The following is an 18144-nucleotide window of genomic DNA, read 5'->3' on the forward strand; positions in this document are numbered from 1 at the left end:
GACGTTCCCCATGGGAGCGTCTTCTTATCCTATAAATAGGTTGATGATATTTAATAATATCACTCCACCGAGTGTTGAAATATATAATTTTTTGAAGTTTTTCATATTCAAATGTTTTTTAATCAAAATTCCAATGATGGCTCCAACAAAGGCAGAACCCATGAAGACAAGCATTGTGCTAGTTTGATATTGAATTTGATGAATATGATCAAAACTCATAATCACTCGAATTGAAACCGATCCCAGAACAGAAATTAGCGAATAACTGGTCGCCTTTTTCAATGGGAATCCTAGTAACATCATTAATAGTAAAACATTTAATGGTCCGCCTCCAATTCCTAAAAGAATAGAGAAGGCTCCCATAATTGCACCAATACAAAAGATTTTCCATGGTTTCGTCCATAAGTGTTGGACTGGTTTTCCTTTGCATTGATACCAAATGCCAGCCACGATGGTAATAATCGTTAAGGCAATTTGTAGCTCTTTCATTATACTTTCTAGACTGCTCAAGCCTAAGTTTAACAAAATGCTACCTGCTAATCCACCCGTTAAGCTTCCAAGGCAGATATACAATGCATCTTTCCCATATTTCGTAGTTTTCTTCCATTGACTGTAAATAAAAGAAGTAAAACACATCACAATAATAGAAAGATTAGAATAAAATAAAACCGTTTCTAGCGGTAAATGGCTCGCAATCGAAACGAGTGGCTTGATAATAATTCCGCCACCCATTCCTGAAAAAGAACCAATAATATTCGCAAAAACAACGATAAAAAAGTAAATCAAATTCATCATGGTTTGATATAACGATATCCTTTATCTTGATACTCAGCCAAAGCAATGACACCATAAGGAACCACTTGGAATTCATTTAAAATTTCTTCTGGCTGAATTGAAAATTTTAATAACGATTGGTGGCAAGCATTAAAAGCAATTCCTTCTTTAGCTAATTGAGCCACTTCTTTTTTGAATTCTTCTGTTGCAGATTGGGCGACGATAGGTTGCACTGCATTTCCTGTTGCTACTAAAGCAACGGATAAATCAGGCACAAGCTCCTTTTTGGCCTCAATCATATGATGTAAGTTCCCAAACAATTGACTCCAACGACGTTGATCATCGATATGAAAAACAATTTTCATTTTTAACCGATCCTTTCTTTTTTAAACAATGGAGCAACAAGTAATGATGGATAACGCTAAGAAAAGCGCAATGTAAGTTTCTTGTTCTAAACGTTTCTTATGCGTATTTTTGAAAATATACAGTAATGCTCCAAAATAAACCACAAACAAAATTAAAGAGATCCACAAGAATGGATGTTTCAAAGCAGTTAAAATCAAGACTACAACACATAACGCTGCTAACACAGTGAACGTAATAAAGTAATTACTTCTTCGATTATAGTCTGTATACATAATTTGGTATAACACCCCTTGCATCATAAATAGTAAAAATGGCAAGAAGTATGGGAATAAACCAGAAAAACTTAAAGTAAACGGTACACCCACTGCCAAAATAATATTAATGATAAATCCTTTGAAGAATCCATTCATAAAACAGTAATAAAAATGATTCATGTACTGCCAATCATTACGATACAGTAATGCTTGATACAGTTCATACATCAACAATAAAATCCCAAGAATAAAACGACTTTGACAAGCAATAATGACAATTAATACTAACGAAATGAGTAACTTTGTCCCATAAATTGGCCAAGTAAACTGACGTTGATGGTAATACATATTTCGTCCAATTAATTGCCATGCTTCACTAACAATAATATAAAGAATAAGGAAAAAGAGACCCGATAGCAAAGGAGTTTTCTCTTGAAAATGTTCCACTCCTCCTACCCAAATCATCGCTAACGTATTTAAAAGAATAATGATTGGCATTGCAACCACGGGTTTTTCTAAAGACCACTTATTCACAATGCTCATCCTCTTGTTGACGTTTTGATACAGCAATGATTTTGCGATAAATTTCAAATAAATCTTCCGCTACAGGAATTGGATAATTTGTCGCAATGTTATGATAAATTTCTTTTTCTCTTCCTTCTTGTTCAACTGGGATTTGATGTTCTCTTTTATAAATCCCGACTTGTTCTGTTAGCTCTCGGCGTTGAACTAATAGTCGTTGAATTTGTTCGTCTAATTGATCAATTTCTTGACGATATTCTTCCAATTTATCCATTTTTATTCCCCTTTTTCTTGAACAGATGAGAGAAATTACGTTTTAAGACTTGGAAGAAAGTTAATGAACGTACCATATGATCTGCTGGAACATAAGGACGAATCGCACGTAATAACTGTTTTGGATGTTTAGCTGCAAAGGTATAAATTCCATTTCGTTTTGTCTGAATCGCAATACGAGGAATCCAATGTCCTTTAAACATGACTGAAGCAATGACATAGTCTACTTCTTCCCAAGGAATTTGGATATAGTCACGTTTATTGCGATCGTTATAAAACTCAAAAGCTTTATCTCCGATCATTAATTTACCGTAATTCCCCATTCCTAAAAAAGAAGTGCCATCCATTACTAAATCTACTTTTTGGTTTAATGACTGAATTGTATTTAAATCTTTTTTCATTGTAATTTGGATCAAAAAGAAATTCTTTTTGATGATGGCTCCTTTCCTTTTTTATTTAAGTACTGATAACATTCTTATTATAGCATGATTTTATAGGAGTTTGGCGACAAAAAAAAGCTTGGGTAACAACCCAAGCTTGATTTTTTACTATTTTTTAATCTTATAATAAGCCAACTACGTGACCTAAGATACCCACTACGAATAACGCAATGATGATGATGATTGGAGAAACTTTTTTCTTCAATAACCACATACATAATAATGTTAATCCTAAAGCAGCTAATCCAGGGATTAATTCGTTTAAGTTATCTTGTAATGTAGTAACTTTCACTGGATCTAATGCCAAACCGTGACCATTGTTGTATTGAACTAAAGCTTCTTTGACACCTTCGATACCACTTGGTAATTTATCCCATTGGATGTAAGCACCATCTTGTAATTTAACTTCTGAAACAACTGGTACAAAGTTAATGTTTACCCAACGAGCAACTAAAGAACCTAGGACGAACATACCCATGATTGATGCACCACGAGTAACTTTTTGTAATAAACCACCAGACATGTCTTCTGTGATTTTTGAACCTGCACGGTAACCAAATTCTTGTGTATACCACATGAATGCCCAACGGATTACGTTCCATGCAACGAAGAATAAGATTGGACCTAAAATGCTACCACCCATTGCTAATGAAGCACCTAAAGCTCCTAACATTGGACGAATTGTGAACCAGAATACTGGATCTCCGATACCAGCTAAAGGTCCCATCATACCGATTTTAACCCCTTGTACTGCTGCGTCATCAATTTCAGCACCATTTGCACGTTCTTCTTCTAACGCTAATGTTACCCCTAAAATTGGTGAAGCGATGTATGGGTGTGTATTAAAGAATTCTAAGTGACGTTTTAAAGCGTCAACGCGATCTTCTTTTGTTTTATATAATTTTTTCAAAGCTGGGATCATTGCATAAGCAAATCCACCATTTTGCATACGTTCGTAGTTCCATGAACCTTGAAGGAAGGTTGAACGCCATGCTACCGCTAAACGGTCTTTTTTAGTTAATTGAATTTTTTCTGACATTTTGTTCTCCTCCTCTTATTAATAATCGTTCAAGATATCTCCTAGTGGATCACCAGTATTGCTGTTTCCTCCACCGTTGTTTGAACCTTTTTCAGATAATTGTAAGTAAATTAATGTAATTGCAACAGCTAACGCACCGATAGCGATTAATGTTAATTGAGAAATCGCTGCGATAACGAAACCGATAATGAAGAATGGCCATACTTCACGAGTTGCCATCATGTTGATAACCATTGCGTAACCTACAGCTACTACCATTCCTCCACCGATTTGCATACCTTGTGTTAACCATTCAGGCATTGCAGTTAAGAAGTCTTTAACTGTGTCGGCTGGAATTGCTAATAATAAACCTGCTGGGATTGCTACACGTAAACCTTGTAATACGATAGCAATAATTTGCCACATTTCTACTTTACGGAAGTTACCTTCTTTTGCTGCAGCATCCATGAAGTGAACGATAGGTACTGCTAAAGTACGAACGATCATTGTTAAGAATAAACCTGCAACAGCTAATGGAATCGCTACAGCAATCGCTGCTGAAACTCCTTTTTCACCTTGGCCACCTAATACTAAAATAATTGCTGACGCTACTGAAGCCAAAGCTGCATCGGGCGCAACTGCGGCACCGATATTAGCCCAACCTAGGGCGATCATTTGTAATGTACCACCTAAAATAATACCTGCTGTTAAATTGCCTGTGACTAATCCGATTAATGTACAAGCCACTAACGGTTGTTGGAATTGGAATTCATCTAAGATTCCGTCTACCCCCGCTAAGAAGGCAATAAGTAAAACTAAAACGATTTGAAATGCGTTCATAGTATTTCCTCCTTATGTCTTATAGACCTAATTCTTGTTTTGCTTTGTTTAAGATGTTATCCATATTTTCTTTTGAATCTGTAGGTACTTTACGAACATCAAACTCGATACCTAAATCTTTTAATTTTTCGAAAGTTTCTACGTCTTCTTTATTGAAAGATAATACTTTGTTTACGGCTACTTTACCTTCTGAGTGAGCCATTGAACCAACGTTTAATGTTTTAATATCAACGCCACCTTCGATTGCACGTAATGCATCTTCTGGTGTTTCGAATAATAATAATGCTTTTGTGTCACCAAAGCGCGGATCTTTAGCAACTTCAATCATTTTCTTGATTGGTACAACGTTTGCATGTACTCCTGGAGGAGCCGCTTGTGTAATTAAGTTTTTACGTAATTCATCATTTGCTACGTTATCTGAAACAACGATAATACGGTTTGGTTTTGTAGCTTTTGTCCAACCAGTCGCTACTTGTCCGTGTAATAAACGAGTATCGATACGAGCTAATACGTATTCGATTTTACCATCGCCAATTACAGTTCCTTCTGGAATTGCTCCAGTTGGTTGGTTTGCTGCAGGAGCTGCAGGAGCTGCTGCTTCTTCTTTTGGTTGTAATTCTTCTGGCATTACTTTAACACCGTTTTTCGCTTCACCAATGATGTGAGCAGCGATATCGCGTGCACTTTCCATTGAGAAACGAGAAGCATAAGCTTCAATTACCATTGGTAAGTTCATACCAGCAACGATTGCCCATTTGCTATCTTCTTGAGCATTCATTAAGTTGCTTGCTTGGTTAAATGGTGTTCCGCCCCAAAGGTCTACTAAGAATAATACTTCGTCTTGGTTTTCAAAAGAAGCAATTGCCTCTTCCATTTTGGCACGAATATCATCTGGACCTTCACTAGGCATTAAAGTTACTGGTTTGACATTTGGCTGTTCACCAAAGATCATTTGTCCTGATTGGAAGATTCCTTCCGCAAAGGCACCGTGACTAGCTAGGATAATTCCTACCATATGTCTCCCTCCTATAAATTCACTTTATTCCCTGAGTTCAGAGATTCATCTTTCCTGGATTTTTTCAAGAAAGAAGTTTTTTCCTCTAAAATTGGCCACAATTCCTTTTTCACATCGCTCGCTACTTTTTGAGCGATTAAAGGATAACCCTGTTCATGTAACCAATGAAACGCTAACATATCTTCCATATCTACTGCGATAGCATCTGTTACCAAATGAGCTCCAGTATGGAAGCTTAAAGATCCGACATTAATTTCTTTCACTGATAGGCCAGCTTGAATTAATTGCACCGCATCTTTTGGGGTTTCGACTAAAACGAGAGCCTTCATTGTTGAAAAACGTTCATCGTGCATAATCCGTAACATTTTTTCCAAAGAAATAATGTTCACACGCACAGTAGCCGGTGCTACTTGTTCCATCAACAACTTCCACATTGAATCATTGGCTGCTTTAGTAGATACGACTAAGATTCGTTCTACATGCAAACTTTTCACCCAACTCGTTGTGATTTGACCATGTAGTAATCGACTATCAATTCTCAACAACTGTATCTCCATTTTGGGAAATCTTCTCCTTACTTTGATTTCATCCACTATATATAAGCAAGAAGCGTGCCAACTTTGTGTATAAAAATAAAACCCTTTATTTCTAAAGGGTTTTAAAGATTATTTATACACTATTTTTCTGTATCATTATTTTGTATCAATTTTTTCTCGTTCTGTATCAAATAACTGTATCAAATAATACAGTTCTTCTTCTGGAATTGTAATCATCAGATTTTTTTCGATAAAATCATTGCCTTGACACAAAATACGATACAGATCGTGTTCTTTCATTTCAGACAATTCCTTTTGTGATACACTTAATGGTTTTTGTTGGATAATGCGCTCAATCATTCCTGCTAAATGCATAATCAAATTAATTTTAAACGTATTATGCACTGAAAAAGGTAAGCGACGGTCTAAAAAAGAAAGATATTCCCATAATATTGGTAAAATCTTTTCTGGATTGATGTAAAAATATTGTTCTCGAAGACATTGTTCAATATACTCTTTTGTCAATTCTTCTGAAGATTCTACTTCACTTAATAATTTTTCATCAATCACAGTGGTTTCCTGCGTAATTTGATCTAATAATTGTAAGAAACGCTCTCCTTTTCCTTGTAATAAATCAGGTAAGGTTAAGAAAGGAATATTTCCTTTCGGTGCTTTAATCCCTACTGCTGCAACGATATGATAGTCTTCTTGTAATTGTTCAATCGTCTCATCCATATTCACTACCGAAATTGGTTGGACAACAATGTCATCAATCAATTGATCGACTAAAATATCATTAATTTTATTTTGAATTTTAACGGCTGCTCCTTCTCCTGTGGCACAAATCGAAACAATCATTTTTGGCTTAACTGAAGGCAATGGATGTGTAGTTTCTTTTTTTAAAGAAAGTACACGGGAGTAGCCTTTGAAAGAACACAATTCTTCATAAACACTTTGTAAATCAATATCCATCATCGTTTTGCGAGCTGCTTCCAATACCATCGCGGTAGTTACCATTTCTACAGTGGCAACTTCTACACCTGTACGCTCTTGTAATTTATTGGTAAAGGTTGCTAAAGAACCCATATCTACCAGTAAAAGAACCCCTTTTCCACGATTTACTTTTTGTACTAATTCTGTTAATCCTTGTAGAGCTTGGCTAGGCTCCATTTCTAAATTCATATCAAAACTGTATAAATGATCGACATTTAATAGCTCTGTAACTACTTGAACCATAGAAGAAGCCGTACTATTTCCATGAGCAGCAACAATAATACTAATTTTCCCCTCAGTTTTGGCTGTTTTTAAAGAGATAAGCAAAGTTGCTAAATAATATAATTCTGATTTAGGAATTTGGAACCCTTCATTCGTTTCCAAATAATCCTTTATTTTTTGAGCAATATAAAGTTCTTTGGGATAATTTTCTACCATTGCAACTAAATGGTTAGAAATTCCTTTTTCTTCTGCTCCTTCTTGCGTCCGTTTCACAAAAGCACTCAAATGCAAACTCATCGCATATAAGAAATCATCATTTAAAGGATAATATTCCTCATTCACAATATATTGTTGTAGACGTTGTGCCAAGTCAATAAAGCGATTAGCTACGATGTCACTCAGTTTATAATCCCTTCTTGTATTGGCTGTTTTTTGATATGCTCGTTTTAAATAGAGATTAATATCTGTTGTAATAAAATTATTAATCGCTTCTTGATCCATTCCTTCACTTTTTAACATAGAAGCTTTATTATCAATAATTTCATACAGATTATAAGGTAACTCATCTTCTTCTTTTTCTAATAGAGGAATTCTTTCTTCATGCGGATGAATGACTAAAATACTATCCAATTCGCAAGAAATATCTAAATATTGCTTTCGCTTAGCCATTAAATGATTCAATCCACTTTTCATTTCTGGCGTTAAAATTTCAGCAGTAAGTGGAATCACTTCTTCTTCCATATGATTTAAAAAGCCACGAGCACATAAAAACTGAACATTGGATTTTAATTGCCCTACATTTCCATATTCTACGCTACCAATTAATGCCTTGGCTACAGATTCTTCCACTTGGAACGTACGATCTACACGAGAAGCCTCTAATTGTAGCATCGTTTTTAATAATCCGACTTGCTCATTAGCTGGTCGATCATGAAAACTTGGCAGTTGAATCATAATTGGAATTCTTCGTGTAAAAGTAGAAAGTAAGCTAGATGTAGGGTCATCTGTAGTTGCACAAACGATACGAACATTTGCATAATTATTTTTCTCCACTTCTCCTAAACGAGAATAGCAACCATGATCCATAAAATAGAAAATCATTTCCTGTCCTTCTGGCGGTAAACGATGGATTTCATCTAAAAAGAGCATTCCTCCATCCGCTTGTTGAATTAACCCATCAGTAGTTTCTTCTGCTCCTGTGAAGGCTCCTTTTGTATAACCAAAAAGATGAGACATTAATAACTCACTATTATTTGCATAATCCGCACAGTTAAAGACAGTTAATTCTTTGTCTTCAGCAATAAGGTGATGCTTTTTAGCAAATTGAAACATCGTATGAGCAAACAAAGTTTTCCCTGTTCCAGTTTGTCCTGTTAATAGGCAATTCAATCCTCTTGGTGGATATAAAATTGCCGCCTTTGCTTGTTCAATTTGTGTCTTCATACTGCCATTTGAACCAATAATTCGTTGAAAAATATAATGAGAACTTGATTCAGATGTCTTTTTAGGATTCGTTTCTTTAATGGGAGATTCTACTTTCTCTTCAGCACGTAAAGAAAGAGCATAACGAACTGGACGAGATTTTATTTTGTTAACTCTTCCTTCTCTAACTAATTCATTTAGTTCTTTGCTGACATTGGTTCGTTGTAATCCTAAGCGCTCTGCTAAATCTGTCGTCGTCCATTCACCTGGTCTTGACTTCATTTCTTCATATATTAATTCTTTTCTTTTTTTCATCTTTTCTCCTTCATTAAAAAAGACGACCAACGCCGTCTTTTAAAAGAATAATCCTAGTGCATATACAATAATTTGAAGCATCATAATCATTTCAAAAATTTCTTGAATGTAAGGGAAAGCTTTCGATGCATGGTGTTTTTGAATGAATTTTTTCAAATCCATCCATGCTTTAGGAAATACTAGCCACATTAATACCACTAGCCAAGGAGCTAGATCTAAATAGATAGAAAATAGTGGCAAAACGAAAGCTAAAAATAAAAAGAGCTCCAATAAACCATCAATTACACTGTAATGTAAATACGATACCAAAGGATGAATATCCTCTTCTTGTTGCATACGTACTGTATTTTCTGCTGTAATGACAATCGCAAAAGTAAAGACTAAAGGTAACATCATCCAAGTGGATTGCATCCATAATTCTCCAATTGAAATGGTTTTTTGCCAAGTATTCGCTAGCAACATGATAAAAGGCAATAATAGACCCAACCCAAAACTAAAGATTGGTTCTGATAGCCAAGTATTCATCCATGGATTTTTCCCGTAGACATAAAAAATTGAACAAAAAATTCCGACTACTAAGAAAATTGCAAATTGCCATCCTACCATAAAGGCAACAATCGCAAAAAGAAGGAAACTTGCTCCAAATAAAATAAATAGCCATTTTCTTAATTCATCCATATCAATCGATAATTGGTATACTAAGGTTTCTTTTTGTTTTTGTTCATCCTCTGCTCGTTGAAAATAACCCCATTCTTTTAATAAATGAATCGCTAAAAAGAAACATACCATTGCGATCATTAAAATAATACTTTTACCCCAATAGGCATTATCGTATTGATATAAAGAATAAATTAATCCAAAAAGCAAGGGAAATAATAAAAATGGAATTTTTCGTACATGCGCTAATTGAATAAAGCGTCGAATATCCATAGGTCCCTCCTATTTTTTCTTTTCTTTTCCATTATAGCATTTTTTGGAGTGAACTTTTTAGAAATAGAAAAAAAGGAGTGAAACCACTCCTTTTTTCTTATTTTGATTTGATATAAGTTTTACCAATTGCTTTTGGTCCTGAAGATTTACCAAAGGCAGAGAATAAAACTAATACAATAATTGTTAATACGTATGGAGCAATTTGCATGTAAACATCTGGCATTTTAGCAATAAACGGAATTGCGCCACCGGCAATACTTAAGTTTTGAGCAAAACCAAAGAATAATGCCGCAAACATAGCTCCGATCGGGTTCCAACGACCAAAGATCATTGCGGCCATTGCGATGAACCCTTGTCCACAAATCGTTGTTGCTGAGAAACGTCCAGCGATGGCTTGAGCAAAGACTGCACCACCCATACCACCTAATAATCCAGATAGTAACACGCCAGCATATTTCATAGCATAAACACGAATTCCTAGTGTATCTGCTGCTTGTGGATTTTCCCCTACAGAACGTAGACGTAAACCAAAGCGAGTTTTATAAATGACAACCCAAGCTAAAATTGCAATTAAAATCGCTACATAAGCTGGAGCAGAAGTATCTTTGAAGAACAAATCTCCCACGATTGGAATTTTGCTTAATACTGGAATATCTGAATAACCAAAGGCATATTGAATAGAATCTGTTTGTCCTTTGTTGTACATTGCTTTTACTAAGAAAACAGCTAAAGCAGGCGCCATTAAGTTAATTACTGTACCACTAATAATATGGTCAGCACGTAAGTTAACCGTTGCTACCGCATGTAGTAAGGAGAACAGCACTCCAACAACCGCACCAACTAAGCATCCCAACCATGGTGTCCAATCCCCAAAAGTTGGACCAAAAGCCAAGTTGAAAACAACAGAACTGAAGGCACCCATAACCATGATTCCTTCTAGACCAACGTTAACAATCCCACTACGCTCAGAGAAAACTCCTCCTAACGCTGTTAAAATCAGCGGAGTTGAATAAATCAAAGTTTGTGTAATAATATTTGAAATTGTTGACATATCCATTAGATTTCTCCTCCTTCTTGGTTTTGTTTTTCAATTGCTTTTTGAGCACGACGTTGTGTCACTTTATTAATAATAAAGCGGATTAAATAGCTGATACCAATGAAGAAGATAATAGATGAAATTACGATATCTACTAACTCTGTTGGTACTGGTGTGTAAAGAGGCATTCCTTGTCCACCAATTTTTAAAATACTGAATAGTAATGCAGATAATAAAATACCAATTGCAGAACCGCTACCTAATAATGAAACCGCCATTCCATCAAAACCAATACTTAATGAAGCGTTTTGTTGGAAGAAGTAACCAAAAGTACCTAATCCATAAATGACACCACCAATACCTGCTAAGGCACCAGAGATCACCATTGCAAAAGTTAAAGTACGTTTACTATTCATCCCAGCGTATTCTGCTGCATTAGGGTTTAACCCAACAGAACGAATTTCAAATCCTAATGTTGTTTTCTTCATAATAAACCAGAATAAAACAATAGCAATAATCGCTAAAAAGATACCAATATTTAAACGTGAGCCTTCGGTCATAGAAGTTAGCCAATCTGTTTGTAACATTGCATTAGCAGGGATTTGATTTGTTACCCCTTTATTACTAATCCAATCAGCAGGCATCGCGTTATTTACTAAGTGAGTACTTGTATATAAAATAATGTAGTTCATCATAATCGTTACGATAACTTCACTTGTACCAAAGTAAGCACGTAACAATCCAGGAATTAAACCAGCAATCGCACCTGCTAAAGCTCCTGAGATTACACAAGCTGTAATCATTATCACTTTTGGTGTAGATTCTGGTAAAGAAAAAGCAGTATAAATACTTGCGACCCAACCACATAATGCTTGGCCAGGTAATCCAATGTTAAAGCAACCTGCTGAATTAGCGATAGAAAATCCTAACGCTGTAAAAATCAGCGGCGCAGCCATAACAAAGATTTCTCCAATATTACGTGAAGAAGAAAAGGCACATTCAAACATTGCAGAATAAGCATCCATTGGATTATATCCAAAAATCAGCATAATGATTGCACCTAACACAAATCCCATAATAATTGAGATCAATGGAATGGACCAATTAATTATTTTTTCTTGTTTTGTATTCATGTTATTGTGCCCCCTCCAATTCTTTTTTCGCTTCTTCTAATGTATATCCAGCCATTAATAAGCCTAGTTCTTTTTCTGTTGTTTCTTTTGGATCTACAATTCCGACAATTTGACCATCATGGATTACGGCGATACGATCAGATAAGTTCAAGATTTCGTCTAACTCAAAGCTGACTACTAATACCGCTTTTCCTTCTGTACGCTGTTGAATAATACGTTTGTGAATATATTCAATCGCACCAACGTCCAATCCACGAGTTGGTTGTGATACAATCAATAACTCTGGATTACGAGAAATTTCACGGGCAATAATTGCTTTTTGTTGGTTACCTCCAGAAAGAGCTCCAGATGGAACCAATTCATTAGCTGTACGAACATCATATTCTTCAATCAATTCGCGCGCATGTTGATTAATATATTTATAATTTAAAATTCCCGCTTTACTATTTGGCGCTTTATAGTATTCTTGTAACGCAATATTTTCTGCTAGCGTCATTTCTAAAACTAAACCATCTTTATGACGGTCTTCAGGAACGTGTCCAACACCCATTTCTGTAATTTTACGTGGGGCTTTATTATTGATATTTTCACCATTTAAGATGACATTTCCTGAATCCACTTTTGCTAAACCAGTAAGTGCTTTTACTAATTCTGTTTGTCCGTTTCCGTCGATTCCGGCAATACCAACGACTTCTCCGGCACGAACTTCTAAGTTTAAGCCATTTACTGCTCCAATTCCACGACTATCTTTAACGTGTAAATCCACGATTTCCAATACTGGTTCGCCAGGGTTTGCTGGTACTTTATCTGTTTTGAAAGATACCGCACGACCAACCATCATATCCGCTAATTCTTGGCTAGTAACATCTGCTACATCTACCGTACCGATATATTTCCCACGGCGGATAACGGTGCAACAATCTGCTACACGTTTAATCTCGTCTAATTTATGCGTAATTAAAATAATGGATTTTCCTTCTTTAACTAAGTTTTCCATAATTGTAATTAACTCATCAATTTCTTGTGGAGTTAACACCGCAGTTGGTTCATCAAAAATTAAAACATTCGCTCCACGATAAAGTGTTTTTAAAATTTCAACCCTTTGTTGCATCCCAACAGAAATATCAGAAATACGGGCATTTGGATCTACGGATAAACCATACTGTTCAGATAATTCTTTGATTTTTTTCGCTGCTTGTTTGCGTTCTAAAAATCCTAATTTACTTGGTTCATCCCCAAGAACAATATTTTCTGTAACTGTAAAAGCATCAACTAACATAAAATGTTGGTGAACCATTCCAATTCCTGCTTTATGCGCATCTGTTGGTCCATTAAACTTCACTGGTTTTCCATCAATCAAGATTTCTCCACTTGTCGGTTGATATAAACCAGATAACATATTCATTAAAGTCGATTTCCCTGCCCCATTTTCTCCTAATAAAGCATGGATCTCTCCTTTTTTAATCTTCAAGTTAATATCATCATTGGCAGTAAATGTGCCAAATTTTTTTGTAATATGACGCATTTCAATGACATATTGTTCTTGACTCACTTTATTTCACTTCCTTTTCCAATTAAAAAAACGAGGAGAAGAACATTCTCCTCGTTATGCATCTGAACTATTATTTTTTAGGTGTTGAAGCAACTTCCACTTTACCATCAATAACTGATTTCTTAGCTTGTTCTACTGCTTTCCACGCTTTTGTTGATAAGAATCCTTTTGTGATGCTTACTCCGTTATCTTTCAAACCGTAAGATAATACTTTTCCACCAGGGAATTTGTTATCCCATGCATCCTGACAGATTTTTTCTACCGCAACATTTACTCCTTTGATTGTTGAAGTTAATGTACAGTTATCTTTCTTACCATCTTTGTTTGTGTATTCTCCTTCAGCTTGTTGATCGCTGTCTACACCGATTACCCAAACTTTTTTGCCATTTCCTTTTTCGTTTAATGCTTTTGCTTCTTGGAAGACGCCTGCACCTGTACCACCTGCAGCATGATAAATTACATCTGCACCATTTTTGTACATTTGAGCAGCTAACGCTTTCCCTTTATCTGGCGCACCAAATGATGCAGCATATTTCACATCTACTTTAATATTTTTATGTAATTGTTTTGCTCCATCTTTAACACCTTGTTCAAATCCAGCTTGGAAGCGGTCAATTACTGCTCCTTCTTCCCCACCGATGAAACCAACTTTGTTTGTTGTTGTTGTATACGCAGCGGCTACCCCTGCTAAGTAAGCTGCTTCATTATCTTTGAATACTGCAGAAGCAACATTTTTTTGCCCTTTGATTACATCGTCAATAATAACGAAGTTTGTGTTTGGATTTTGTTTTGCTGCTTTTTCAACAGAATCTTTTAATAAGTAACCCACACCAAAAATAGTTTTGTATCCAGCTTGTACTGCTTTATCTAAGTTTGTTGTATAATCTGCGGCTGTTTGTGATTGTAAGTAGTCATAACCACCTACACCTTTTTTCAAGTCATGAGATTTACCCCATTTTTGTAAACCTTCCCAAGCAGATTGGTTGAATGAGCGGTCATCTACCCCACCAACGTCAGTAACGATAGCAGCACTATGATCTGATTTTTTGTCATCTTCTTTTTTATCAGATCCACATGCTGTTAATGTGAAGGCCATTCCTACTGCGGCCATTCCTAATCCTAATTTTGCTGTTTTTTTCATGATAGAAATCCTCCAAATATTGTGTCTCATCTCTTAGTGTAGTTCTGTAAACGAATAAGGTAATAATTCCCGAATGGTCATTTCTTTTCGTGAGCGATCGTTCCCAATCAAAGTAACAGGCATATCTGCATCACAAAACTCAGCCATTACTTGACGACATGCGCCACAAGGAGAAATCGGTGCTTTTGTTTGACCGTAAACAACAAGATGTTGAAATTTTTTCTCTCCTTCAGAAACGGCTTTAAAAATAGCTGTGCGTTCTGCACAGTTTGTTAAACCAAAAGAAGCATTTTCAATATTACATCCAGTATAAAGAGTTCCATCTTCTGCAACTAGACAAGCTCCTACTGGAAACTGAGAATATGGAATATACGCTTTTTGGCTAGCAGTGATTGCAGCATCAATCCATTCTTCTTTTGCGGACATCTCACTCACTTCTTTCTTATCTTATAGTTTACTTTCTTTCATTATACATAATTTTATAGTATCAGTAAACCGGTTTACCAAAGAGATTTTCAAAATCTTTTTCAAATTTTTTCACTTACACTTTCGCGCTTAATCAAGCTTGGTTCTAAGGTTTTATTAGCAATTGGGTGTTGTGGATTTTGAATTTTTTCAATTAAACTCTTTGCAGCAACTTGTCCCAATTCATAGATAGGTTGATGAATGGTAGTTAATGCTGGAGTAATATAAGAAGCCATATCAATATTATCAAATCCCACAATAGAAATATCTTCTGGAATTTGGTATCCGTATTTAAAAAGCGAACGATAAACTCCGATTGCCATATAATCGTTCGCACATATAATAGCATCTATTTTTTTATCCTGCGATAAAAGAAATTCACAACCTTTATATCCACCTTCAACAGATAAATCCGTCTCAATCATCCATTCAGGGTGATATAGATGATATTTCTTCATTGCATTGATATAACCTTTTTCTCGTTCTTTTAATTGATAATACTTCTTATTTTCTTTAATATAGAAAATTTTTCGATGTCCACAACGATAAAGTTCATCAATGGCTAATTGCATTCCTTGTTTTTCATCGATATCAATCTTTCCTTGCTCTCTTTTATTTCCTTGATTATCGAGTAATAAAATCGGACAAGTGGCTTTGATATGTTTGAAATAATTCTCTTCTAAAGTGTAAGGAGTCGCTAAAATAATCCCTTCGACTGATCTGGAAAGCATTAATTCAATTCCTTTTTTCTCCATTTTTGGAGAGTGTTGCGAATGAAATAATAAGACCGTATATCCTTCTTTGGTGGTAACAGATTCAATTCCTTTAAGTACTTCACCAAAAAAGAAGTCGGTTAAATCAGGAACAATTACACCTATCGTTTTATTTGCTTTTGTACTTAAATTTTGAGCATAAAAATCAGGATAGTAATGATATTGGGCAGCTAATTTTTTTACTCGTTCTTTGGTTTCTTTACTGAATCTTTCACCTTTACCACTTAAGATTAAAGAAACGGTCGTCGTAGATACTCCTGCTAAATCTGCTAATTGTTTCATTGTCAACTTCATATCGTTCACTTCCTTTCCTTCTTTTTTCTACTATATATTGTAACAAAAAAAGAGTACTTTTTTTATAGAACTTTGACACTGATATTAGAAAAGCGTATAGTTAAACCATATATACGATAGAGATAAACCATCGAGGTTAGAGAAACTAACTTCGATTTTTTAATAGAAAAATTAAAGTGAGGAAACAAAACTTATGATTACGGTTAACAATGTCGGATTACATTTTTCCGATCGTAAATTATTTGAAAATGTAAATATTAAGTTCACTCCTGGTCATTGTTATGGCTTAATTGGAGCGAATGGTGCAGGAAAATCTACTTTTTTAAAAGTTTTATCTGGAGAAATTGAACCTTCTACTGGAAATGTTTCACTAGGTCCTGATGAACGTTTAGCGGTATTAAAACAAAACCACTTTGATTATGAAGATTTTACGGTTTTAGATACAGTAATCATGGGACATAAACGTCTTTATGATGTAATGAAAGAAAAAGATGCCATTTATATGAAAGAAGATTTTTCAGATGAAGATGGAATTCGTGCTGCAGAATTAGAAGGAGAATTTGCGGAACTAAATGGTTGGGAAGCAGAAGCAGAAGCAAGTCAATTATTACAAGGATTGAATATTCCTGAAAGCTTGCATCATTCTTTAATGAGTGAATTATCTAACGCTCAAAAAGTAAAAGTTTTACTAGCCCAAGCTCTCTTTGGAGATCCTGATGTGCTTTTACTCGATGAACCAACAAATGGTTTAGATGCTCGTTCTATTGCTTGGTTAGAAGATTTCTTGATGAACTTTGAAAATACAGTCATCGTTATTTCCCATGACCGTCACTTTTTAAATGCTGTATGTACTCATATCGCAGATTTAGATTTCCAAAAAATTCAATTATATGTCGGAAACTACGACTTTTGGAAAGAATCTAGCCAATTAGCTGCCCAATTAAAAGCTAACGCAAATGCGAAAAAAGAAGAACAAATTAAAGAATTACAAGACTTCATCGCGCGCTTTAGTGCCAATGCCAGCAAATCAAAACAAGCAACTTCACGTAAAAAAATGTTAGAAAAAATTACCTTAGAAGATATTCAACCTTCTTCTCGCCGTTTCCCATACATTGAGTTTAAACAAGAGCGTGAAATTGGTAATGATTTATTACGCGTTGAAGGCTTATCGAAAACAATTGATGGTCACAAAATCTTAGATAACATCAGTTTTACTTTGAATCGTCAAGATAAAACTGCCTTTTTAGCCGATAACGATTTGGCGACAACGACTCTTTTCAAAATTATTATGGGAGAAATGGAGCCTGATGAAGGAGAAATTAAATGGGGAGTGACTACTTCTCAATCTTACTTACCAAAAGATTTAACTCCGGAATTTTCTGAAGAAGTAGAAATTTTAGATTGGTTACGTCAATATGCTTCAAAAGAACAGGAAGATAATACTTTCTTACGTAGTTTCCTTGGTCGTATGCTATTTTCTGGAGATGAAGTAAACAAAAAAGTAAATGTTCTTTCTGGTGGAGAAAAAGTACGTGTCATGTTAACAAAAATGATGATGCAAAATGCCAATGTTCTTGTTCTTGATGACCCAACAAACCACTTAGATTTAGAATCCATCACTGCTTTAAATGATGGCTTGAAAAAATTCCCAGGAGCCTTATTATTTAGCTCTCATGACCATGAATTTATTCAAACGTTAGCCAACCGTATTATTTTTATTTCAGATCAAGGTATGGTTGACCGCCAAGATACAACTTATGACGAATTTTTAGAAAACGAACAAGTCCAAAAACAAATCGAAGCGTTACGCTAATAAAAAGACCTAGGAAA

Annotated in this window: 18 protein-coding genes; 1 reads left to right on the forward strand and 17 read right to left on the reverse strand. The window is 35.2% G+C overall.

Translation table 11 applies throughout. The annotated features are described in order from the left end of the window. Positions 1–24 precede the first annotated feature (24 nt). From C683_RS04650 to C683_RS04730, 17 genes are all read right to left on the reverse strand, one after another. The gene (locus tag C683_RS04650; RefSeq protein WP_009490610.1) at positions 25–795 is read right to left on the reverse strand and encodes a sulfite exporter TauE/SafE family protein; all 771 of its coding nucleotides are present in this window, start codon (positions 793–795) and stop codon (positions 25–27) included. Next, positions 792–1139, reverse strand: coding sequence for a DsrE family protein (locus C683_RS04655; RefSeq protein WP_009490612.1), 348 nt, complete (start codon positions 1137–1139; stop codon positions 792–794). The genes C683_RS04650 and C683_RS04655 overlap by 4 nt, the downstream gene beginning before the upstream one ends. A gap of 21 nt (positions 1140–1160) precedes the next feature. Further along, positions 1161–1928, reverse strand: coding sequence for a hypothetical protein (locus tag C683_RS04660; protein ID WP_009490614.1), 768 nt, complete (start codon positions 1926–1928; stop codon positions 1161–1163). Then, positions 1921–2190, reverse strand: a complete 270-nt coding sequence (locus tag C683_RS06400) for a chorismate mutase (RefSeq protein WP_009490615.1) — start codon at positions 2188–2190, stop codon at positions 1921–1923. Before C683_RS06400 ends, C683_RS04660 begins: the two co-directional genes overlap by 8 nt. Beyond that, on the reverse strand, positions 2183–2590 hold the full coding sequence (locus tag C683_RS04670) for a DUF956 family protein (RefSeq protein WP_040388721.1): 408 nt from the start codon (positions 2588–2590) through the stop codon (positions 2183–2185). Before C683_RS04670 ends, C683_RS06400 begins: the two co-directional genes overlap by 8 nt. Positions 2591–2750: 160 nt before the next feature. Beyond that, positions 2751–3668, reverse strand: a complete 918-nt coding sequence (locus tag C683_RS04675) for a PTS system mannose/fructose/sorbose family transporter subunit IID (protein ID WP_009490625.1) — start codon at positions 3666–3668, stop codon at positions 2751–2753. An 18-nt stretch (positions 3669–3686) separates the two neighbouring features. Next, entirely contained in the window at positions 3687–4487 is an 801-nt protein-coding gene (locus tag C683_RS04680) for a PTS mannose/fructose/sorbose transporter subunit IIC (protein WP_009490627.1), read from the reverse strand. Positions 4488–4506: 19 nt separating this feature from the next. Next, the gene (locus tag C683_RS04685; RefSeq protein ID WP_009490629.1) at positions 4507–5502 is read right to left on the reverse strand and encodes a mannose/fructose/sorbose PTS transporter subunit IIB; all 996 of its coding nucleotides are present in this window, start codon (positions 5500–5502) and stop codon (positions 4507–4509) included. Positions 5503–5513: 11 nt separating this feature from the next. Further along, positions 5514–6059, reverse strand: coding sequence for a PTS sugar transporter subunit IIB (locus C683_RS04690; protein ID WP_040388713.1), 546 nt, complete (start codon positions 6057–6059; stop codon positions 5514–5516). 135 nt (positions 6060–6194) lie between these two features. Next, entirely contained in the window at positions 6195–8990 is a 2796-nt protein-coding gene (locus tag C683_RS04695) for a sigma-54-dependent transcriptional regulator (RefSeq protein WP_009490633.1), read from the reverse strand. A 39-nt stretch (positions 8991–9029) separates the two neighbouring features. After that, positions 9030–9920, reverse strand: coding sequence for a UbiA prenyltransferase family protein (locus C683_RS04700; protein ID WP_009490635.1), 891 nt, complete (start codon positions 9918–9920; stop codon positions 9030–9032). Positions 9921–10017: 97 nt separating this feature from the next. After that, positions 10018–10977 carry an ABC transporter permease gene (locus C683_RS04705; protein ID WP_009490996.1) on the reverse strand — a complete coding sequence of 320 codons (960 nt, stop codon included), beginning with the start codon at positions 10975–10977 and terminating at the stop codon, positions 10018–10020. Continuing rightward, entirely contained in the window at positions 10977–12089 is a 1113-nt protein-coding gene (locus C683_RS04710; protein ID WP_009491316.1) for an ABC transporter permease, read from the reverse strand. The genes C683_RS04705 and C683_RS04710 overlap by 1 nt, the downstream gene beginning before the upstream one ends. 1 nt (position 12090) lies before the next feature. Then, positions 12091–13641 carry an ABC transporter ATP-binding protein gene (locus C683_RS04715; RefSeq protein WP_009491318.1) on the reverse strand — a complete coding sequence of 517 codons (1551 nt, stop codon included), beginning with the start codon at positions 13639–13641 and terminating at the stop codon, positions 12091–12093. A 70-nt stretch (positions 13642–13711) separates the two neighbouring features. Continuing rightward, a complete protein-coding gene (locus tag C683_RS04720) occupies positions 13712–14782 on the reverse strand; it encodes a BMP family lipoprotein (RefSeq protein WP_009491319.1) in 1071 nt (356 codons plus the stop codon). Between the two features lie 33 nt (positions 14783–14815). Further along, the gene (locus tag C683_RS04725; RefSeq protein WP_009491321.1) at positions 14816–15208 is read right to left on the reverse strand and encodes a cytidine deaminase; all 393 of its coding nucleotides are present in this window, start codon (positions 15206–15208) and stop codon (positions 14816–14818) included. 101 nt (positions 15209–15309) lie between these two features. Continuing rightward, a complete protein-coding gene (locus tag C683_RS04730; RefSeq protein ID WP_009491323.1) occupies positions 15310–16314 on the reverse strand; it encodes a LacI family DNA-binding transcriptional regulator in 1005 nt (334 codons plus the stop codon). 193 nt (positions 16315–16507) lie between these two features. Between C683_RS04730 and C683_RS04735 the strand changes: the two genes are divergently transcribed. After that, on the forward strand, positions 16508–18127 hold the full coding sequence (locus C683_RS04735; protein WP_009491326.1) for an ABC-F family ATP-binding cassette domain-containing protein: 1620 nt from the start codon (positions 16508–16510) through the stop codon (positions 18125–18127). Positions 18128–18144 lie beyond the last annotated feature (17 nt).

This window comes from Catellicoccus marimammalium M35/04/3, from assembly GCF_000313915.1.
GTDB classification, from domain to species: domain Bacteria; phylum Bacillota; class Bacilli; order Lactobacillales; family Catellicoccaceae; genus Catellicoccus; species Catellicoccus marimammalium.